Raw genomic sequence first — 19,878 nt, 5'->3', positions numbered from 1 at the left:
CCAAGTGGTACTTCGGTATCTCGGTATGGTATGATATTGAAGATCTTGTTCGGCCATTCACTTCATAACCGTTAGGAGACTGCTGTATGTCCAATTTAAAAGAAATACAATCCCTCGATGAGTGGAATGCGGCATTTGAAGCATCCAGCTCGCGTCCATTGGTCGTGTTCAAACACAGTACGACATGTCCGGTAAGCGCTAATGCGTACACGGAGTTCTCGAATTACTTGAAGAATAACGAGGCTGCTTCAGCTGACACGGACTTTGTTCTGGTCAAGGTCATTGAATCGCGCCCGGTGTCGAACCAAATTGCGGAAGATACTTCGGTTAAGCATGAATCCCCGCAGGTAATCCTAATCAAGGATAAAGCGAAGTATTGGACTGCATCCCATTGGTCCATTACGGAAGCACATATGTCTGCGGTAATGAACTAATCCATGAAGCCCCCTGATCGAAGCGTAAAGACGCTTGGATTAGGGGGCTTTTTTGTAATGTTTATCTCTTGAACATAAACCAAATATTAGAAATTGCTAAGACAAATGTCCAAGCGATCAGGCTATAGCGCGCATTAACTAGTTAGAAATATGGATCGGAGGGCTCTAACTATGGCATGCGATAATTCTGTTACAGCATTAACCTGCTGTGCGAATGATGAATATGTGCAAGACAAAGTATGTACACCATGGAGCGGCACCGTCGTAGCAACCGATGTGTTGCTCATCATCTATGTCAATAATATAAGTCAAAATTTGGTGGGAACCGGTTATATCCAATATGATGATGGACCGGATGACATCGTTTTAGATGTACTTAATAGCGCAGGTGCGCCGATGATTACCCCCATTACCCTTACTCCTGGCATGAGTTTTGCTTTTACTTACCGCCGTTTCGGTTCTATCCGGCTAACATTACCGGGAACAACCGCTGGTAATTATCAGGGTGAATTCTGCATTACTACCCGTTATACCGTTTAGAGTTTTCAACTAGAGGAGGGATATGTAAATGTGCAATTCGGCACTTAGTTGTTGTTCGGACAAAGTCATGGTGCAAGATAAGGTTTGTACGAACTGGCAGTTTACGGCTGCTGGTACCCAAACCGTTTATGCAGATAATTTATCTCAGATCATTACGGGCACGGGGTATGTCAAAATCGAATCCAGTACAGGACCGATTACGGTCAACTTTCTCCGAAATGCGGCAACCATTCAAACGATCATTATACCAGCAGGAAGCAGTACATCATTTACTGTAGGCCGCTTTGATACGATTACCTTAACGGCAACAGCAGCGGCGACCGGCGAGTTTTGTATCACCATCCGTTACAACCTCTAACGTGTTTAAGGCGGCTCCCCAATTTATATTGGAGAACCGCCTTTTTCATTGTCAGCTCGAGAGCGATAGTGTAGTCGATATCACATATTTCCCCTCGACATACGTAAATTCATTGCCTTGTGTTGGAATACGAACCGCTCTAATTACTTGCCCGATATAATTAACCGTACTGCCGGGAGGTACCGTCATGCGCTTTGTCTCTATCCCTTCAATATCGACTTCAAGAGCTTGCGTGCTGCTGGCGCTTGAGAAAATGCTTATTTGGGTCACCGTAAGATAAGAGGCAACATCCAGCTCCCATAGTTGAAATTCGGGCTGTTCTCCTTGGACCATTAGGCTTCCACAGCATTCTTTCTCTAAGCTGAAGGTTGTTTTCTTCGCAGGTGGATCGCGAGGATATACATAAGGTGGCTGCGGAAGGATGACATTATTGGTTTGCGGCGGACATAAAGGCGATGGGTGCGATCGCCAGTTTCTTCTGTGCCGATGACTGCACTTATTGGTCGGCTCACAGTTTTTTCTTATACGGTTAGAGGGCTGCTTCTTGCGACATAATGTCCTTTTCAGCATACTCCCCTCTTTCAAGAACCTAAATTAAGAAGCTTTCTGATATTAAATGCCTGTTCTCCGCTCTTTGCCATTCGTAAGCAGATTTATTTCCACTTTCTGTTAGGTCAGTTCATGCATCGACCAAACAACGCCTCGCGTAGCCCCGCTTCCTATATTGATTGATATCGTTAACCCATCGGAATTGTAAAACAATCCTACGACATCGCCGGCTGTAAGCGCGACGTCGCCTGCCAGCGTGATCTCACCGTTTCCGAGTACAGCTCTTAAAGTTAACACCAAAACCACGTTCACATTTAGCACGGGGAGAAGACCACTTACTAAATTAGTCGCCGTTGGCGAAGTACGCTGCACTGCAAAAAAAGGATTGATGCCAGCGCCTAGGCTAACGGACACTGCGGCAGTCGTTATATAGTTGATGGTCGCTTTGATTGCGTATCTGCCCGTAACCGGCACCGTGAAATTACCCGTCGTCGCGTTAAAGGCTGCATTTCCATAATAAGGACTCGCGATAGTCCAGTTCGTAAGTTGCGTACTGGTCGTTATAGAAAGCGTAGCTAAGAACGCTGAAAAGCCAGTTGCTGCAAAATTCGGCCCTGTGTCGCCCGTCACTCCTGTAGCCCCCGTCGCTCCTGTTGCCCCTGTCTGCCCCGTCGCCCCAGTCGCCCCTGTCGCCCCTGTCTGCCCCGTTGCCCCTGTCGCTCCCGTTGCTCCCGTCGATCCAGTCGCACCCGTCGCCCCTGTCTGCCCCGTTGCCCCTGTTGCTCCCGTCGCACCCGTCGCTCCTGTTGCACCCGTCGCACCCGTCGCTCCCGTCGCCCCTGTCGGCCCCGTTGCTCCCGTTGCTCCCGTCGCTCCTGTCTGCCCCGTTGCCCCTGTCGCACCCGTCGCACCTGTCGCTCCTGTCGACCCCGTCGCAACTGCCGGACATATCGGGCAGCATTGCCCGCCTCCTCCTTTCGAGAGCCCATTGCAGCTCAAAACAGAATAGCCTGAGCAAGAACAATGTCTGCGCAGCGAGCTTTCTAAGTAAACGTCGCCCGATTTAGAGTTTCCGTTTGGCATGACTACGTCCCTCCGTCCCCTATACCTAAACGATCTACTAGTTCTACAATTTCTCTATTACTAGTAGATGGTCATTATCCTTCATCGCTTGTACTCAAGCCTGTGGAGCATAAAATTTGGCTATTTAACAAGCCACAACAAAAAAGCCTGCCACCTATGTGGCAAGCTTCAACTCCGCTATTGCTTGCATTCATCTATTCTCTGCCTCGCCTCAGCAACCGCCTTACTCTACACCTGCCCAGTCACTGCTTACCTTTACTACCCCCGCGCCATATCCTGCATTTAGCCCGCCATTACATTTGCAGCTAAGCAAACACCATATTTTTCCCATAGAAAATCTCGTCCATTTCCCACTTGACGCTCTTCTCGATTTCCAGCTGCTCTTCCTTGCTAAGCGTGTCCTTCGTGTACCCGAACAAGTAGTTGTTCAGATCAAATTCCCGCAGCTTGCATTTCGTGTGAAAAATATTTTCCTGATACACATTCACGTCGATCATCTGATACAAGTCTTGAATTTCTTCCGGGATATAACTCTGAATCGAGCTGATTTCGTGGTCAATAAACAGCTTGTGGCCGTGGATATCGCGCGTAAATCCCCTTACCCTGTAATCGATAATCATAATATCGGTATCAAAGGAGCGAATGAGATAGTTCAGCGCTTTAAGTGGAGAAATCTCACCGCAAGTGGAGACGTCTATATCTGCACGGAACGTGCTGATGCCTTCATCCGGATGGTACTCGGGATACGTATGCACGGTGATATGGCTTGTATTCAAATGCATGGCAACGCCATTTGGAACCGGTCCGGGCGATTCCTCGAACGATTCATGTGTCGCCTGCTCGAGCGGACCTTCCGATACAAGCATCGTTACGCTTGCCCCTTGCGGCTCATAATCCTGCTGGGCAACATTCAGCACATGGGCGCCGATAATTTCGGCTACCGTTTTCAATATCGAGGTCAGTCGATCCGCATTATATTGCTGGTCTATGTAAGCGATATACGATTCACGTTCTTCTTTCGTTTTGGTAAAGCAAATATCATACATATTGAAGCTTAATGATTTGGTCAAATTGTTAAAGCCATGCAGCGTAATGCGCTGCTCCGATGTTAAGTGCAAATGAGCTCCCCCTAAGTGTAACGCCTCCGGCGCGGAAATAAACAGCTACACTTAGCATGGGAAGTCCGGACGGCTTCTATCCCGGAATCGGATTATTTTTCTTCTTCTGTAAGCCGAGAGGGTCATATTCTCCTTCATAATGATACGAATAGCGATTATCGATTCGGACATAACCGTGGATGCACGCCGCGCGATCCCTACGGAACACGCAGGAGTAATTCTGATTGTCCCGATTCCCTTCGGCTACAAGTATTTCATCAGTACCACATGCCAGCACAATCCCGATATGATCATGCGCATGTTCAGACAGCAGCTTCTCGTAGATGACGATATCGCCCCGCTGAGGTGTGAAACCATTTTGCCCATCGCGATAGAAACACTCATTCTCGGGCAGCTGTGACCATTCCAGCCACGCCCCTACGCCGGCGAACCGACACCCACTATTCGGGTAACGAATCGGCAGCAGAATTCCGGCAAGCCTGCAGCAGTGATACACGAAAGCCGCACACCAGCTGCCTTTCAACAAGTTATAGATATCCGCGTCCGGCCAATACCGGCAAATCTCCCGGTAGGTCCGATCACCCGGTTCGCCGATAACATGTTGAGAAGCCAGCTGCTCGGCAATATCTGCAAGCAGAGTTTCGTTTATCTATTTCGCCTCCGTCTATCACTTCCGTAGGAGTTCTTGCCTCAACGGCCACATTCCCACTTGGAAGCGCAAGCTCGTTTAATACCCGTTTAAGCCGTGTCCCACCATGCTGCCCCGAGATAGCATGACTTGAATGTTGAAAACATCGCTGCAAAACGATGGCATCCTTGACGATTTCGTCATAGGGTCCATGGATCTGATCCCACTCGCCGTGGTAACAAATCGCATGAATGATGGCATGCAGCTCTTCCTGACTAAACAACCCCATATCGCGAATTAACGGTCTTACGGCTTCAGCGCTATTAACGCCGGGAAAGTCAGAAATGCCGGTTTTGTAGTAATAATAGTGATGAAGCAGTCCTGCAATTGCAGCGAGCTCTTGATTATACCCTCTCTTTAATGCGAGGACTGACGCGAACGTAGACACACCATGCAAATACGTGCATGCTTCTTCCCTAAACGCTGCGCTATCTACCGACTTCAACATGTCATGCAGCGTTATTCGTATACTTTCATACCGGGCATGCTGTGAACCCGCTCCCACTTCAGCGTACATGCATCGTACCCATGCCACGGAACAGCACATTATGGCGCCAATTTGGAGCAGCATCCGCAAAACGCATCTGCGGATAATGTTTCAGCATCGCAGCCAGCGCGATTTCACCTTCTAATCGAGCAAGCGGAGCACCTAAGCAGAAATGAGCTCCCGAAGCAAACGCCAAATGGCGATTCGGCGTACGCCCGATATCGAATTGATTCGGATTCGCGAATTGAGCCGGATCGCGGTTCGCCGCACCAAGCATCACTTGTACAACCTGTCCTTGGCGTATTGTCTGCCCGCCGAGCTGGTAATCGACAGATGCAAGTCGTGAAGTCATCTGCACCGGACTTTCATAACGCAATCCTTCTTCTACCGCAGAAGGAATAAGATTAGGTTGTTCAATTAACCGCGCATATTGATCCGGATGGTTCAACAGCGCAAGCATCGTATTCCCAATCAAATTCACGGTCGTCTCGTGACCGGCTACCAGCAGCAATACGCAAGTAGCAATCAGCTCCTGCTCCGTTAGCGCATCTGCTTGCTCTTTTGCGGCAAGCAGGTCGCTGATCATATCCTCGCGCGGCGAAACCTTTCGTTCTGCAATCAAACAGCGGAAATAGTCTGTAATTTCGACAGCCGCTCGTACCGCTTGCTCTGCGAAATCAGGGGTTTGATCACCGCCGCCTTCGAGTATTCTTGCGAATACATGCGACCATTCCTTAAACATCTCGCGGTCTTCGGGAGGTACGCCCAGCATTTCGGCAATGACGATAACCGGTAATGGAAAAGCGAATGAATGGATGAGATCCGGTTGATCCTCTTCTGCCATCTGCTCGGCAAGATGCTCCGCAATGGATCGGATATTCTGCTTCAGCCGCTCCATGGAACGAGGCGTGAAGGAGTGACTGACAAGCCCTCGCAGTCTCGTATGTGTTGGCGCGTCACGAAGCAGCATCCAGTTATCAAGAAGGTTATTAACGGGCTCCCAAGGCGAATTTTGCGACTGCGGCTGCTGTTCCTCATGCTGATGCTGAGGCATCGCATTTCGATGCTCGCGGACAAACAGCGGATCCTTCAAGACGCGGTTGACGTCCTCATAGCGGGAAACAACCCAGAAGTTATGCCATTCCAGATAACGAACCGGTTCGTGTTCGAGTAGATAATTGTAGAACGGATAAGGATTATCATGCACCTGAACATTATAGGGTCCAAACCATGATGCGATTTCCGAGATTTCAAAGGTACGCGATTGATTTTGCAACAGCTCCACGCTCCATTTCTAGTGTTGTGGTAAGGACTTACAACCTTTGCTCCATCAAGTCCGCGATCCGATTCGCGTTTACATCCGATGATTGTCTCAACCCTTGGATCACTTTCGTCCTTCGTTCCGTGGAATGATTCTGACTTAATTTCCATTTACCTTCAAAACGCGTGACTCTGATCTTGAATCCGGCAATCATAGTCATGAGCTGCTCATTAAAGGAGGACTGCATATCTGTGGTCCACGGTGTTTCCATGGAGGATTCGTAGTTGGTGATGGTTCGGTTCAAGATCCCGGCAAGCTCATCTTGAAGGGTGACAGGTATATACTCGCCGTACACATGAACAGCTGTATAATTCCAGGTAGGGACGGTGCGTTCCTCTTGATACCAGGTCGGAGAAATGTACGTATGAGGACCTTGAAAGACAACTAACACTTGGCCTTCTATATAAGTCCAGTGTGGATTGGTCTTCGCCATATGCCCAAGAAGATAATAATGGCCGTTTTCATCTTGCTCGATGAGGAAAGGTAAATGTGTCGCATAGGGTTCTCCATTCGTCTGCGAGAATAAAGTGCCAAAGCTATGGGCTTCGATGAACGAAACCAACTCCGGAATGTCCGTCACTTCGAAATATTTAGGTATATACAACTGCTCCACCTCCTCTTTTCTAATTTTTTACATGCAAATAGTACGTGAACGGGCAGCTAAAAGTTGCATGGTTTGAGAGGACGAATGAAAACAAGAAAGGCGAATAGCATGTGTGCTATCCGCCTGTAACCTTCAAGTTATCGTCTCTTATGCACCGGAATCCAAATCTCACTTCTAAAGGTCGGTGACGTCATATCCTTACTTTCGTTCCATAACAGCTCAGGACCTTGGGTTTGTTCATAGCTCGATGACGGGAACCATTCGGAGTAGATCCGTCCCCAGACATTTTGCAGCGTGTCAGGGAATGGTCCGACTGCTTCGAACACTGCCCATGTACTTGGAACCACTTCCAGCTTCGCCATACCTTCCGGACATTCGAGCGTTGTAGCAACGCCGATATAATGATCGAGCTCGCCTTTTTCCTCCATACGCTCTTCTGAGAAGTTCGTCGATGCACTAAGCATGCCCTGCGGAGATATATTAGACAGACTCTTCAGCAACCGAATTTTCTCTTCGGTTAAGCTGCCCCACATCGCCGCAATTTCCGGATTTACGCCGTTGAAAATAATAGGCACTCTTCTCATCAGCCCTACGATGCGGAAAGCTTCTTTCTCTTCGATACGGAAATTCATTTCATCTCCTCCTTTAATCGTGAATTGAAATGTCATTCTCGGAAACGCTTTTAACGTTTGGCCTTTGGTTCGCGCTTCCGTCGGCGTTAGACCATGCAGGCTTTGGAATGCTCTCGTGAACGCATCCGGCGAGTTGTACCCGTATTTAACGGCAATATCAATGATTTTCATTTCATTGCTGCTTTGCAGCTCGAATGCCGCGAGTGTAAGTCGTCTTCGACGAATGTATTCGGACAACGACACCCCTGCCAGGAATGAAAACATCCGTTTAAAATGAAACTCGGAGCACATCGCCAGCCTTGCGACCTCTTTGAAGTCAATCTCCTCCGTCAGATTGGCCTCTATATAGGCAATGGCACCATTCATGTCCGCCAGCAAATTCATGAGTTCCTCCCTCCTACAACTATAAATTAACAGAATGAGCGCCGTGCAGTCCGACTATTCGTGCACGATTATGCAGGATGTGCTTTATCTATGTAATCTCGTAGATTGATCAACGAATGCAACTTGTTCATCAAGTATTGGAATGACTGAACTCGAATCAAGCTCCGATGCCAGCCTAACATCTTGCTCATATCCGATTGCTATCAACTCTTGGCCTGAGCTGCATGCCATAACCATTGCTGTCAGCTCGCTGCGGCATGCTTCGAACACTGCCGCCGCACTTCTCGCTTCAGGTGATAATGTGCGTGCACCCAGTTGACTAAGAATAGCGCCGGCTGCCAGCATATCTTCGAAGCTAGGCCGTAAACTCCCGTCGCTCCACCGCTCTCCGGAAGCGATAACCGTCACAATTCCTCCTCGCTCACGAATATAGTGCGCAGCTGCACTCGCATTACGCAGACTTGCAGCGATAACTTCGCATTGGCTGTCTTTTGCGATGAAAGAACAGGTAGCGCCATTAGGCGAAGGCAGCACAATCCGGCTTTTTTCTTCCAGGAGCGTTAATTTAGCTGGCGATAACGATATCGGTTCGCCTCGTTTACCGGCAAGTAAGGCGTTCTTCTCACGAGCATATTCTGCCGCAGACGCATCCTTGAAGCGATAGGGGAAGACTATACCTTTGCGACCGAGAACGATATCTACACAAGTTGTAAAGGATAGCACGTCTATGATGACAATAAGGTCCGAGACAGGCGCTAAAGCGCGCACGCCTTCATATCCCCATTCAAATCGCGCCGTGTAGCTGGTTTGCTGATATACTGCGGAGATTGTCATGTTATCACCTCATGGGCAGCGTGTAATCTCCTAGACTTTACCACATTCCTGGGTGATGCGTCTCCTCCTCGTTCGCCTGCACTGCGGACTCGATAGATCTCCTGCTTTGCCTTCGCTAGTCCACTGCTGCAATCCACAGACGTCTGAATACCCTCATAATTTCTCAGCATGAAAGCATTGATCATACGTAAAATGTCTTGCCCGTTTCCGCAGTCAAAAATCGCCTCAAAGCTAGTTACAGCATACGATTCATCGACGATCCGCAGTTCATAATCCGGCTTCCGCAGTTCATGATACAGATGATACCGATTCCCTTCATGCTGGAACTCAGCCATGTACATCCCCGGACAGCCACCGAGTTTCGTCGTATTTGTAATCCTCACTTGCGTATCGATGCCGTATCCCTTCGCATGCACCGACCATTTCTCGTTTATTTTCTGTAAGTACATCGCCCACCTCGTGTCCATGCTCGCGTTTCCTAAGAATAGGATACCCGCCAATTCCTTGCGACAACAGCAAAAAACCGCTTGATCCACGATATATTCGCGGACCAAGCGGCACCTCTTGCTAGGATCTTTTCTTACGAGTCATAACATCGAATATTACGGCAGCAGCCAGTACGGCGCCGCGAATCATATATTGATACGAAATACCAACACCGAGCAAGTTCATCCCGCTGGAAAGGGAAGCCATGACAATCGCTCCAATAATGGAGCCCGTTACTTTACCAACCCCGCCTGCTGCGGATACGCCGCCTACATAGGCTGCCGCAATTGCATCAAGCTCGAACAATGTCCCTGCCGTTGTCGTTGCCGATTGCAAGCGTGCCGTGAACAAGATACCGGACAGCGCGGACAGCATTCCCATCGAACCGAAAACGATGTACGTGATCTTCTTCACGCTGATACCGCTCAAATGCGCGGCTTCCGGGTTGCTGCCGACTGCATAGATATGGCGGCCCAGCACCGTTTTGGACGTTAGAATTTGATAGATAACGACAACGAGCAGCATAATGATTACGGTCCAGGAGAAGCCGTTATATCCCGCGATAATCCATGTGATATAAGCAATGATCGCTGATACGAACACAAGCTTCACCATGAAGATGTTCTTGGAGGTTACTTCAAAATTGTATTTAAGTTTGTTTCTGCGCTTAGAAACTTCCATCACAATATAAAGCAGAATAATGAATAGTCCGAAGATCAAGGAAAGTAGGTTTAGTCCGTTAATCTTCACAATCGAAGGGATAAATCCGTTCCCGATTGCGTTGAAATGCTCATCTTTAATAATAATGGTCCCGGTTTTCTCGGTTACGTTAAGCAGTGCGCCTCTGAAAATCAACATTCCCGCCAAGGAAGCCACGAAGGAAGGGATACCGATTTGCGCAACGAGGAATCCATTAAACAGACCGACTACAATCCCCAATACGAGGATGATCGGAATGGTCAGATAGAAGGGTACGCCTAGCTGCGTTAAGAAAATCGCTGCGATCGCACCGAGAAACCCGGCTGCAAATCCGACAGATAGATCAATGTGCCGAATGACGATGACTAGCGTCATCCCTACAGCGAGAACTGCGATATAGCCGGTTGCATCAAGCAAATTACTGATATTCCGTGATGACATGAATAGGCCGTCTGTCATGATAGAGAATGTGAGCATGATGACGAACAAGGCGATATACATGCCATATTCACGAATATTCACTTTAATTAACGACTTTGCTTCGTTATAGAAATTCACAAGTCTTCCCCCTATTGCGTTGCAAAATGCATGATTTTTTCCTGATCCGCTTCTTCTATGGACAGCTCGCCCTTCATGCGGCCTTCTGCCATGATATAGATGCGATCACTCATTCCCAATACCTCACCGAGCTCGGAAGAAATCATTATGATGCTCATTCCCTCGCTGATCAGCTTGTTCATGATTGTGTAGATTTCAAATTTGGCACCGACGTCAATCCCGCGAGTTGGTTCATCAAGGATCAACAATTTCGGTCCGACAAAGAGCCATTTGCCGAGCGATACCTTCTGTTGATTACCGCCGCTTAAGTTACCGACGATTTGCTCGATGGAAGGGGCTTTAATATTTAACGACTGCTTGTAGCTATTCGAGATACTCACTTCTTCATTGCTGTTGATAAATCCGCGCGATGAAATCTCATGAAGATTCGCAGCCGTTATATTGCTCTTAATATCTTGAATCAGGAAGAGACCATCGCCCTTGCGGTCTTCCGTCACATAAGCGATACCTGCAGTAATGGCATCCTTCGGATGCTTGAATACGCTTCGTTTGCCGTCCAGATACATCTCGCCCTGCAATTTATACGACTTCGGGTTACCGAAAATGCTTTGTGCCAATTCCGTTCGTCCGGAGCCCATCAAGCCGGCAATGCCGACGATTTCTCCTTTTTTAACTTGCAAATGAACGTTCTTCACAACGCTTCGACCCAGCTTCGGATCATAGGCAGACCAATCTCGCAGCTCCAATATTGGCTCTCCGAATTGCTTGTCAGCCCGTTTCGGATAAATATCGTCGATCTCACGACCAACCATATTCTTGATGATGACGCTTTCGGTAATTTCGCCTTTGGACGCATCGAGCGTACAAATCGTTTTTCCATCGCGAAGCACGGTAGCTTTGTCTGCGATCGCAATAACTTCCTTCAGCTTGTGTGAAATCATAATGCATGTAATGCCTTGGTTCTTCAGTTCACGCAGCAATTGCAGGAGATTCTCGCTGTCATCCTCATTGAGTGCAGCCGTAGGCTCATCCAGAATGAGCAGCTTCACTTCTTTGCTTAACGCTTTGGCAATTTCGACAAGCTGCTGCTTCCCGACACCCAGATCTTTGATCAAAACCTCCGGGTTTACAGTCAGCTTCACCTTTTTCAGCATTTCTTTCGCTCTGACGATCGTTTGATTCCAATCCACGAACGCGCCATGCTTCACTTCGTTGCCTGCAAAAATATTCTCATACACCGTCAAATCCGGAAATAGCGCCAGCTCCTGATATATGATGGCTATGCCGGCTTTCACGCTGTCGCTGATCTTCGAGAAGCTTTGAACACTGCCATTAAAGACGATATCTCCTTGATAGGTACCATGCGGATAAACACCGCTTAACACCTTCATCAACGTAGATTTACCTGCACCGTTCTCTCCGATTAAGCAATGGATCTCGCCCTTCTTGACCTTAAAGCTAACATTCGAAAGTGCTTTAACGCCCGTAAACTCCTTGGAAATCCCATTCATCTCTAATATGAATTCACTCATGTCTGTCGCTCCTTACCCAAACAAGGCTTACAAGCAAGGAATAGCGATAGACGATGCTATCACTATTCCACGTTACTTGCTGATGATCTGCTTAACTTACAGCCCTTGGAAATCTGATGCTTTGTAATACTCGGAATCGATCAGCTTCTCTTTTACGTTTGCTTTGTCGACTACGATAACGTCCGTTTGTTTTGCCGGGACATCGATCTTGCCATTGTTGTATGAACCTGTTGTTTCAGGCGTATTGCCATCCAAGATAGAGATCGCCATACCCATTGCGTCTTTAACCAGGTTACGAACATCTTTGAAGACCGTCATGGATTGTTTGCCGTCAATTACATATTGAACAGAAGCTTGCTCCGCGTCTTGACCTGTTACTACGAAGCTTGTAACCGCTTTATCAGAAGCGAATACATCAGCGATCGAACGAGCAGTCCCATCATTTGGCGCCAAGATCGCTACGTCGCCTTTCATGTCAGCTGCTGCCGCAGTCAAATGGGTTTGTGCTTTGTTCTTAGCTTCGTTTGCATCCCAGTTCGTTGTTACTTGGCCAATGATTTTGCTCAGTTGATCGCGGGACAGTTCAGCCGTATCCTTCAAGCCTTCAGCTTCGCTGGAGTTCGCTACTTTGAATGTACCGTCAGCGATCTTAGGCTGCAGCACTTCCCAAGCACCTTGGAAGAACAAGAATGCGTTGTTATCGGAAGCAGCGCCTGCGTACAAGTAAAGCGGCTCGCCGTTTCCTTTAGCATGGTCAACCAGATATTGCGCTTGTGCTTTACCAACTGCGATACTATCGAATGTTACGTAGTAGTCAACTGCATCTGTTTTCGTGATTAGGCGGTCATAGGAGATAACTTTAACGCCGGCATCTTTAGCTGCTTCTACTGCAGCTGCGGCAGCGTCGCCGTCTTGCGGACAAATGATAAGGACTTGGATACCTTTATTGATCAGCGTCTCCACGTTCTCTTTCTCTTTCGCAGAAGAACCTTGGCTGAACAAAATTTCCGTAGAATAATCCGTGCCGTCCAGTGCGGCTTTAAAACGCGTCTCATCCTGCACCCAACGCGGCTCATCCTTAGTCGGCAATACGATACCTACACTCACCTTTTTGCTGTCGCCACAAGCAGCGACGATTGCTGCGAACAGCATAATAACAAGTACCAGTGCGATTGATTTGAAACCTTTTTTCATGATTTGTTTTCCCCTCTCAATATACTAAAGCGTTTACAAAACCAACTATAGCACCGGTTAAACATCATGAAAGCGCTAACGTATAGCACTTTTTTCATACCATCTGCACTATTTTGACTTTCTGATCGTTACGGGTACAAAAAAAGCGGTAGACCAGCTCCTTCGCTGATCTACCGCCTCTTCTTATTTCTCCGTCCGATAAATATCTGCCCGCTGATGGAAGCCATCGGCAATAATCGTGGCATCCATGTTCATGCGATCTACTGCAATGGGTTCAAGCAAGATGGCAGGCACATCGATTTTCTTATTAAATACCGTCTTTACCGTGCTTACTTTCTCGCCCTTCGCCATTCGAACCGCCAGGTCTGCCGCAGCCTCCGCAAGCTTCGGTATCGGCTTATAGACCGTCATCGTTTGGGTTCCTTCCACGATCCGCTGCGCGGCTGCGAGCTCGGCATCCTGCCCGGAGACCGGAATTTGGCTGGCCATCTGCTGGGCGGCCAGTGCCGCGATGACGCCGCCTGCCGTTCCGTCATTGGCTGCAATGACGGCGTCGATCGCATTAGGATTGGCTTTCAGCGCTTCCTCCATGTTCGCTCTGGCGTTTGCAGGGATCCATTCCTTCGTGAATTGATCATAGACAATGCGTATGTCTCCCCGATCCACGAAAGGCTTAAGCACCTTCATCTGCCCTTTCTTGAACATGTGCGCATTGTTATCGGTGTCTGCGCCTTCAATCAGCACATAGTTGCCTTTGGGCACCTTAGACACGATAGCTCTCGCCTGAAGCTCGCCGGCCTTCTCGTTATCGAAAGAAATATACAGATCGACATCGGCATTCAAGATCAGCCGATCATACGAAATTACTTTTATGCCCGCTTGATGTGCTTTAGCGACAATAGCGGCTCCGGCTTCGGCGTTATGGGGCACGACTACCAGAACATCCACACCATGGGAGATCATATTCTCCGCTTGGGCAATTTGTTTGGCATCATCGCCATTAGCCGCTTGAACATCTACCTCTGCTCCTAGCCGTTCAACAGCGGCTTTAAATAAATCCCGATCCTTCTTCCAGCGTTCTTCCTCTAACGTATCGAGGGACAAGCCAATGACCACTTGATGATTATTATCCGTCTTGACTGCTGCTTGCGATTGGCCAACCTGCTGTTTCGGATCTTGCCCGGCTCCGCCAAGTGAGCAAGCAGAAAGAAGCAGCGTAACACCTAATAAGCTAAACAGCAGCTTCTCTTCAAATTGATTTCGTCGCCAACCATGCCTCACGGTTAACCTCCTTATCCGAATTCAACTAGGGCTGCTTCTTGTTCACCGGACGCAGCAGCTGCTTTCGATAATCCGTCGGTGAGTGCCCCACAATCTTCTTGAAGACGCGGCTGAAATAATTGGGATCATTATACCCAATCTCGAACGTAATTTCCTTCAAGCTCATTTCCGACTCCAGCATCAACTGCTTGGCAGCCTCCATTCGGCACTCTGTCAAATAATCGATATAATTCATGCCAAAATGTTCTTTAAACAGCTTGCTCACATAGAACGGGTTTCGATCCGCGACAGCAGCCAACCGCTCCAAAGACAAGTCCTCATGCGCGTGATCCTTAATATAATGCTTCAGCTTCAGAAGCAAGCCTGACTCCAACTCGCCATTATTCTGTGCCGCGGCCTCCGCAATGCTGGTAATGAGCACTCGCGTCTCCGTGCGAAGCTGCACATAGCTAGTCGTTTGTCCTTGATAATATAGCTTTTGGATATCCACGCCCATTTCCTGCAGCATCCGGCTTACGATGATCAAGACTTCAAATACGCGCTGCTGCGCCATTGCAACGCGCTCTCCCGCTCCTTCATAGATGTCAATAATCTGCCTAACCAGATCGTTCGCGGCTTCAAAATGACCTCGGCGAACGTCTTCAAGCACATTTTTCTCCAAATCCATCGTCAGTCTGCTAATGGACTTGCTTTCATGACGAGGCAAATCCTCATACAGGCAGAAACGCGCAGGCAAGGACAGATCAACGGATGCAAGCATCGACTCATGATACGATTTACGCAGTTCTTTCAAGTCGCTGTATAAATCGCCGATTCCGGCAAAAGGCTCGTAGCCGCTATGACGCAAGGCAGCCTGCACCAGCTTCCTGCCCATAATGATCGCGTAGCTGCGGTAGGACTGCTCGCCTTCCATGAAGAGAATAACCGGGATTTGATTGCCGGTATTTTTACCGATCCAGCAGTGGACATTCCAATCGGCCAACTGCTTCACAATTACGGCGTGAAGTCCTTCCAGCTCCTCGTGCCGGCCGTGTTCAAGTCTGCCCTCAGATGCCGATTCCGATAGCAGCAGGTTGATGACGAAGCCGCCTTTCGTCGCGGGCAGCCCCAGCAATTCAATCATCTCGCTCAGATGCACAGACGGTGCATCGTCAAATAACAATTGGGAAACGATATCCGCTTCAACGATGGGAAGCATTTTGCGCAAGCGCTCCGAATCCATGCGCCGATGCTCCGACTCCATCCGGTTCGTCCGTATTTCCTGCACGACTTTTCCGATCGTTTCTTGGATAACCGATGTTTTGCTCGGTTTAAGCAAATAGTCGCTAACCCCCATTTGCAGCGCCGATCTGGCGAACTCAAACGTATCAAACGCAGTCACCACAATGAATTTAACCGTTAAACTAAACGTCTTAATTTGTTCAATCGCTTGAAGCCCGTTAATGCCGGGCATCTTGATATCCATCGTAATCAGATCCGGCTTGAGCAGCTCCGCCATTTCGATCGCTTCTCGTCCGTTGGCAGCTTGTCCGACAATTTCGACCTCCGTGAAGCTCGTTTCAATGATCCGCTGGAGCGCCATACGCTCGATCGGTTCATCATCCACAATCAATATCCGAATCATAGTTTGGGCCTCCTCGGAAGCGTTAACGTAATGCATGTTCCTTCTCCGATCTTCGAATCAATGTGTATAATGTCTTCAACCCCGTAGAACAGCTGCAGTCTGTGCAGCACGTTCCGAATTCCGATGCCGGTGGAATGCCCCTTATAGATGGAATTATCCGTATCGGCCAGCAGCCGTTCAATCTGTTCGGCATCCATCCCTTGCCCCGTATCGGACACCTCTACCGTGACATGCTCCTCATGACTCTTCACGCGAAGCGTCAGCGTGCCGCCTTCTTCTGACGGTTCAATGGCATAAATAAATACATTCTCCGCAAGCGGTTGAAGAATGAGAATCGGCACGTCGATATCGAGCCCCGCTTCATCAATTTCACGCACGACCTTCAGCCGATCCCCGAATCTCGCCTTCTGAATCGCCAAATATTCTTCCAGCACCTCAACCTCGTCCCCGAGCGTCACTCTGCTGTCCATCCGACGTAAATTGTAGCGAAGCATCCCGGCAACCGAGCTGATCAACTCACTTGTTTTGTCAGCGCCGGCCAAATACGCCTCCTTCGACAGCATATTAAGCGTATTGAATAGAAAATGCGGATTGATCTGGCTCTGCAAGCTCTTCAGCTCACTCTCTTTCAGCATCAGCTTATGTTTGTGCAGATCATATTCCAGCTGCGCCTTGCTCTGAATTTCATCAAACAAATTCCCAATATTCAAACGCATCGTATCCAATGTTTTCGCTAGGAACGACATGTCATCATTGTTATTGATCTCAATGGGCTTGTGGAAATTCCCCCGCGACAGCTCCCTCGCCGACTGCGTCAGCTTAAGGATCGGCTGTGTCACGCTGTTCACGAATCGGAAGGAGAAGATGAGCAGCATGAGCGATACAAGCGCTAGCGTCCAGAAGCCCATCTTGAGCAAATCGTCGCTGCGCTTAATGATTTTGCGGTAGAAGGCATCATAGGTCTTCTGTTCTCCGCTGATCAGCGTCAGAGTCGCTTCCGAAATATATTTGGAAATATTGGATGCCTCATCAAACTTCTTCGCTACTTCGTCCTCATTGTTGTCCTTCTGAAACCGAACGACTAACCCCATCGCTTCCGTTTGGCTCTCAAGCATATGCTGAAAGTTGTCGAGCAGCATGGCATTGTTCGCATTGCGAAGCCAATTGAGCTCCGATTTGGTGTGCAGCAGTTTATTATTATCGTCGAAATACTGCTCCAGGCTCTCTTGGGAGAGCGACATTCTGTAGTTGTTTAGCGAAGTAAGCGCCTGCTGGCTTTGCTCCGAGGCTTGGTTCATCAATAAATACCGCTGCAAAATCTCGTTATATTTCTCCACCGTCCGCTGATTAAACAAACTCATCGACAGCCAAATGACGGCCATGATGATCCAGATGAGAATGGACAGCAGCATCATTTTATTACGGATCGTATTCACTTCGCCCCACCTCCGTCATCGGAAGCGCCCACAACACTGATCGGTGTAAAGTATCGCTTGTTGAGCGGGAGCTGATCGCTGTCCAGCCACCGTTTCATCAGATCGACGCTCATCTGCCCCATTTCCTCATAATGCTGCGACAGTCCTGATTCGATCAGTCCTTCTTTGATCAATTTGACCGTTTGTGGCGAATTGTCGAACATGAATACGTCATATTCATGCATACGTGAACGGGAGTCGCCGGCCTGAACGATGCTCTTCCCCGAATCAGTCGGTAGTCCGATGAAAGCATTCACCTTCGGATAATGATTCAGAATATCATTGGTTTGCGCATTCGCCTGCACATGCTCGTTATCCTTTGAAGCGTAAACCAATTGAATCTCCTTGTATTGTGCCAGCACCTCACGAAGACCCTTCTGCCGCAGTTTGTCCGTATCCGAGCTCTCCATGTTCGTAATGACGCCAACCGTCCCTTGCCCGTTTAAGGCTTCGGCGATATGTTTTCCCATTACGATGCCTTCTTGGTAATGATCCGAACCGACGTAGGTCTTCCGCAAACTCCCCGGCGCGTCGGAATTAATCATCACAACCGGTATCCCGCGAAACGTCGCTTTATTCACGATCTGCACAAAGTCTGGCCGGTCCACGCCCTCAATAATAATGCCATCCACTTTGGAAGCGATTGCAATATCAACCTGCTTAATGAGCTCCTCGACATTCGAGCGATACACTCCCCAGAAGTCGATTAACATCCCATGGCTGGCGGCTGCCGAGCGAGCGCCTTTCTGGATTTCGTTCATCACGTAGCTGCCCTGCTCTTGCGATATGATGACAATATGCGGGGCAGTCTGGTTGCCCGCACTTTCCATGTTGCCGGACATACCGAGATCGTCGTTACGATATAACATCAAATATAACGTTATTGTCAACGCAACCAGGCAGATCCCCACAAATAAGGTAAAGAAAATAGGCTTTTTCATATTTTCTCCTAAGTCATTAGCGATTTTCACGTAATTCTAACACGATTCATCTATTCTGCACAGTTCTCCTCCAAGCATCATCATAAAAGCTCAATAAATGTTCGAATATACTCATGTTTTCTATTCCATCGGTAAATGATACAATATGGCAATGAAGACCAAAATTCTTCATCCAAACCACTGAAGGAGTGAATGGAATGTCAGTTGATGCTTACCTGAACTTTCAAGGAAATACCCGTGAAGTTATTGAATTTTACGCGGAAGTTTTCAATACTGAAATTACGAATTTGACGACATTTGGCGAAATCCCGCCGCATCCTGATCATCCGCTGCCTCCAGGCATGGAGAATGGCATTATGCATGCCCGCATGAATGTACTCGGAAGCAACCTCATGTTCTCAGATACATTCCCAGGGATGCCTTTTACAATGGGCAATAACATTAGCCTTGCAATCGTTGGAGAAGATGCCGACGAACTTAGACGTATTTACGCGAAACTAAGCGAAGGCGGATCGAACAGCATGCCGCTTCAAGAAACGTTTTGGACGAAGCTGTACGGCATCACAACAGATAAATTCGGCATCACATGGCAGTTTAACCTAGGCCTATAACATCGATAATGAAACGGGACAAGCCTCTGCGGGCTGTCCCGTTTTTTCGTTCATAAATTGAGGCAATCGACTACTGACATGTACATAATCACCTCCCTGATAGATTCATATCGTATAGAAATAGGATGGGAGGCTGAATGATGGGAAGATTACGCAGAGGTACGACGATTATTAACATCACGTACAATATTTCAATCCACAATGATCGTCGCCGATTCACCTGGATCCAGAAGGCTCAAAGCGGCGGACAGATCAACAAAGATGTAGGATTTAACGCCAACCAAGGCGGTCAGAACGCCGTGAATCGCAGCAAAAACATTCAAAAAGGGCCACGTCCGGACAACGGGACGACTAGCGGGCTGAGCGGCGTTTGGTTAAGTAAACTAGTGAAATAAGAGCGATGTAGGGCGTCCATGTGGACGCTTTTTTCTTTGTCTAAGAGGGA

General features: G+C 48.3%; 22 protein-coding genes. 5 read left to right on the top strand and 17 right to left on the bottom strand.

What is annotated here, in order from left to right:
* The first annotated feature begins 86 nt into the window (after positions 1 to 86).
* From ytxJ to AC6ESO_RS02840, 3 genes are all read left to right on the top strand, one after another.
* The gene (gene ytxJ, locus AC6ESO_RS02850) at positions 87 to 434 is read left to right on the top strand and encodes a bacillithiol system redox-active protein YtxJ (RefSeq protein WP_210658480.1); all 348 of its coding nucleotides are present in this window, start codon (positions 87 to 89) and stop codon (positions 432 to 434) included.
* A 171-nt stretch (positions 435 to 605) separates the two neighbouring features.
* The gene (locus AC6ESO_RS02845) at positions 606 to 974 is read left to right on the top strand and encodes a DUF3992 domain-containing protein (RefSeq protein ID WP_497090059.1); all 369 of its coding nucleotides are present in this window, start codon (positions 606 to 608) and stop codon (positions 972 to 974) included.
* A 28-nt stretch (positions 975 to 1,002) separates the two neighbouring features.
* On the top strand, positions 1,003 to 1,332 hold the full coding sequence (locus tag AC6ESO_RS02840) for an S-Ena type endospore appendage (RefSeq protein ID WP_494817265.1): 330 nt from the start codon (positions 1,003 to 1,005) through the stop codon (positions 1,330 to 1,332).
* Between the two features lie 51 nt (positions 1,333 to 1,383).
* On the opposite strand, the gene AC6ESO_RS02835 is transcribed toward AC6ESO_RS02840, so the two are convergent.
* The 17 genes from AC6ESO_RS02835 to AC6ESO_RS02755 form a co-directional block, all read right to left on the bottom strand.
* Positions 1,384 to 1,665: a hypothetical protein gene (locus AC6ESO_RS02835; protein ID WP_497090058.1), complete on the bottom strand. Its 282-nt coding sequence runs from the start codon at positions 1,663 to 1,665 to the stop codon at positions 1,384 to 1,386.
* 336 nt (positions 1,666 to 2,001) lie between these two features.
* The gene (locus AC6ESO_RS02830; RefSeq protein WP_497090057.1) at positions 2,002 to 2,964 is read right to left on the bottom strand and encodes a hypothetical protein; all 963 of its coding nucleotides are present in this window, start codon (positions 2,962 to 2,964) and stop codon (positions 2,002 to 2,004) included.
* Between the two features lie 305 nt (positions 2,965 to 3,269).
* The gene (gene speD, locus AC6ESO_RS02825) at positions 3,270 to 4,082 is read right to left on the bottom strand and encodes an adenosylmethionine decarboxylase (RefSeq protein WP_494817262.1); all 813 of its coding nucleotides are present in this window, start codon (positions 4,080 to 4,082) and stop codon (positions 3,270 to 3,272) included.
* A 76-nt stretch (positions 4,083 to 4,158) separates the two neighbouring features.
* The gene (locus AC6ESO_RS02820) at positions 4,159 to 4,608 is read right to left on the bottom strand and encodes a CHAP domain-containing protein (RefSeq protein WP_497090056.1); all 450 of its coding nucleotides are present in this window, start codon (positions 4,606 to 4,608) and stop codon (positions 4,159 to 4,161) included.
* Positions 4,609 to 4,660: 52 nt separating this feature from the next.
* A complete protein-coding gene (locus AC6ESO_RS02815; RefSeq protein ID WP_497090055.1) occupies positions 4,661 to 5,287 on the bottom strand; it encodes a hypothetical protein in 627 nt (208 codons plus the stop codon).
* Positions 5,277 to 6,533: a cytochrome P450 gene (locus tag AC6ESO_RS02810; RefSeq protein ID WP_497090054.1), complete on the bottom strand. Its 1,257-nt coding sequence runs from the start codon at positions 6,531 to 6,533 to the stop codon at positions 5,277 to 5,279. The genes AC6ESO_RS02815 and AC6ESO_RS02810 overlap by 11 nt, the downstream gene beginning before the upstream one ends.
* A 37-nt stretch (positions 6,534 to 6,570) precedes the next feature.
* On the bottom strand, positions 6,571 to 7,182 hold the full coding sequence (locus tag AC6ESO_RS02805) for an FMN-binding negative transcriptional regulator (protein ID WP_497090053.1): 612 nt from the start codon (positions 7,180 to 7,182) through the stop codon (positions 6,571 to 6,573).
* Positions 7,183 to 7,319: 137 nt separating this feature from the next.
* Positions 7,320 to 8,198, bottom strand: a complete 879-nt coding sequence (locus AC6ESO_RS02800) for an AraC family transcriptional regulator (protein WP_497090052.1) — start codon at positions 8,196 to 8,198, stop codon at positions 7,320 to 7,322.
* 84 nt (positions 8,199 to 8,282) lie between these two features.
* On the bottom strand, positions 8,283 to 9,032 hold the full coding sequence (locus AC6ESO_RS02795) for a 2-phosphosulfolactate phosphatase (RefSeq protein ID WP_497090051.1): 750 nt from the start codon (positions 9,030 to 9,032) through the stop codon (positions 8,283 to 8,285).
* A complete protein-coding gene (locus AC6ESO_RS02790) occupies positions 9,029 to 9,499 on the bottom strand; it encodes a hypothetical protein (protein WP_497090050.1) in 471 nt (156 codons plus the stop codon). The genes AC6ESO_RS02795 and AC6ESO_RS02790 overlap by 4 nt, the downstream gene beginning before the upstream one ends.
* A gap of 100 nt (positions 9,500 to 9,599) precedes the next feature.
* Positions 9,600 to 10,775, bottom strand: a complete 1,176-nt coding sequence (locus AC6ESO_RS02785) for a sugar ABC transporter permease (RefSeq protein ID WP_497090049.1) — start codon at positions 10,773 to 10,775, stop codon at positions 9,600 to 9,602.
* Between the two features lie 11 nt (positions 10,776 to 10,786).
* Positions 10,787 to 12,307, bottom strand: a complete 1,521-nt coding sequence (locus AC6ESO_RS02780; RefSeq protein WP_497090048.1) for an ATP-binding cassette domain-containing protein — start codon at positions 12,305 to 12,307, stop codon at positions 10,787 to 10,789.
* A gap of 96 nt (positions 12,308 to 12,403) precedes the next feature.
* Entirely contained in the window at positions 12,404 to 13,501 is a 1,098-nt protein-coding gene (locus AC6ESO_RS02775; RefSeq protein ID WP_494817254.1) for a substrate-binding domain-containing protein, read from the bottom strand.
* 183 nt (positions 13,502 to 13,684) lie between these two features.
* On the bottom strand, positions 13,685 to 14,743 hold the full coding sequence (gene xylF / locus AC6ESO_RS02770; RefSeq protein WP_497090479.1) for a D-xylose ABC transporter substrate-binding protein: 1,059 nt from the start codon (positions 14,741 to 14,743) through the stop codon (positions 13,685 to 13,687).
* Positions 14,744 to 14,807: 64 nt separating this feature from the next.
* Complete coding sequence (locus AC6ESO_RS02765; RefSeq protein WP_497090047.1) at positions 14,808 to 16,406, bottom strand: response regulator; 1,599 nt, start codon at positions 16,404 to 16,406, stop codon at positions 14,808 to 14,810.
* On the bottom strand, positions 16,403 to 17,842 hold the full coding sequence (locus tag AC6ESO_RS02760) for a sensor histidine kinase (protein ID WP_497090046.1): 1,440 nt from the start codon (positions 17,840 to 17,842) through the stop codon (positions 16,403 to 16,405). The genes AC6ESO_RS02765 and AC6ESO_RS02760 overlap by 4 nt, the downstream gene beginning before the upstream one ends.
* Complete coding sequence (locus AC6ESO_RS02755) at positions 17,839 to 18,822, bottom strand: substrate-binding domain-containing protein (RefSeq protein WP_497090045.1); 984 nt, start codon at positions 18,820 to 18,822, stop codon at positions 17,839 to 17,841. Before AC6ESO_RS02755 ends, AC6ESO_RS02760 begins: the two co-directional genes overlap by 4 nt.
* A gap of 197 nt (positions 18,823 to 19,019) precedes the next feature.
* Between AC6ESO_RS02755 and AC6ESO_RS02750 the strand changes: the two genes are divergently transcribed.
* Positions 19,020 to 19,433, top strand: coding sequence for a VOC family protein (locus AC6ESO_RS02750; RefSeq protein ID WP_494817249.1), 414 nt, complete (start codon positions 19,020 to 19,022; stop codon positions 19,431 to 19,433).
* 137 nt (positions 19,434 to 19,570) lie between these two features.
* Positions 19,571 to 19,828, top strand: coding sequence for a hypothetical protein (locus AC6ESO_RS02745; RefSeq protein WP_497090044.1), 258 nt, complete (start codon positions 19,571 to 19,573; stop codon positions 19,826 to 19,828).
* Positions 19,829 to 19,878 lie beyond the last annotated feature (50 nt).

The sequence above is a fragment of the Paenibacillus rhizoryzae genome (assembly GCF_059686995.1).
This window is presented reverse-complemented; position numbering and strand designations above follow the sequence as displayed.

Coding starts and splice junctions, on each gene's coding strand:
- AC6ESO_RS02765 (WP_497090047.1), bottom strand. CDS start 16,406: ATGATTCGGATATTGATTGTGGATGATGAACCGATCGAGCGTATGGCG.
- AC6ESO_RS02775 (WP_494817254.1), bottom strand. CDS start 13,501: ATGAAAAAAGGTTTCAAATCAATCGCACTGGTACTTGTTATTATGCTG.
- AC6ESO_RS02845 (WP_497090059.1), top strand. CDS start 606: ATGGCATGCGATAATTCTGTTACAGCATTAACCTGCTGTGCGAATGAT.
- AC6ESO_RS02795 (WP_497090051.1), bottom strand. CDS start 9,032: ATGACAATCTCCGCAGTATATCAGCAAACCAGCTACACGGCGCGATTT.
- AC6ESO_RS02745 (WP_497090044.1), top strand. CDS start 19,571: ATGATGGGAAGATTACGCAGAGGTACGACGATTATTAACATCACGTAC.
- AC6ESO_RS02755 (WP_497090045.1), bottom strand. CDS start 18,822: ATGAAAAAGCCTATTTTCTTTACCTTATTTGTGGGGATCTGCCTGGTT.
- AC6ESO_RS02830 (WP_497090057.1), bottom strand. CDS start 2,964: ATGCCAAACGGAAACTCTAAATCGGGCGACGTTTACTTAGAAAGCTCG.
- AC6ESO_RS02790 (WP_497090050.1), bottom strand. CDS start 9,499: ATGGACACGAGGTGGGCGATGTACTTACAGAAAATAAACGAGAAATGG.
- AC6ESO_RS02750 (WP_494817249.1), top strand. CDS start 19,020: ATGTCAGTTGATGCTTACCTGAACTTTCAAGGAAATACCCGTGAAGTT.
- ytxJ (WP_210658480.1), top strand. CDS start 87: ATGTCCAATTTAAAAGAAATACAATCCCTCGATGAGTGGAATGCGGCA.
- AC6ESO_RS02780 (WP_497090048.1), bottom strand. CDS start 12,307: ATGAGTGAATTCATATTAGAGATGAATGGGATTTCCAAGGAGTTTACG.
- AC6ESO_RS02835 (WP_497090058.1), bottom strand. CDS start 1,665: ATGGTCCAAGGAGAACAGCCCGAATTTCAACTATGGGAGCTGGATGTT.
- AC6ESO_RS02815 (WP_497090055.1), bottom strand. CDS start 5,287: ATGTACGCTGAAGTGGGAGCGGGTTCACAGCATGCCCGGTATGAAAGT.
- AC6ESO_RS02840 (WP_494817265.1), top strand. CDS start 1,003: ATGTGCAATTCGGCACTTAGTTGTTGTTCGGACAAAGTCATGGTGCAA.
- AC6ESO_RS02800 (WP_497090052.1), bottom strand. CDS start 8,198: ATGAATTTGCTGGCGGACATGAATGGTGCCATTGCCTATATAGAGGCC.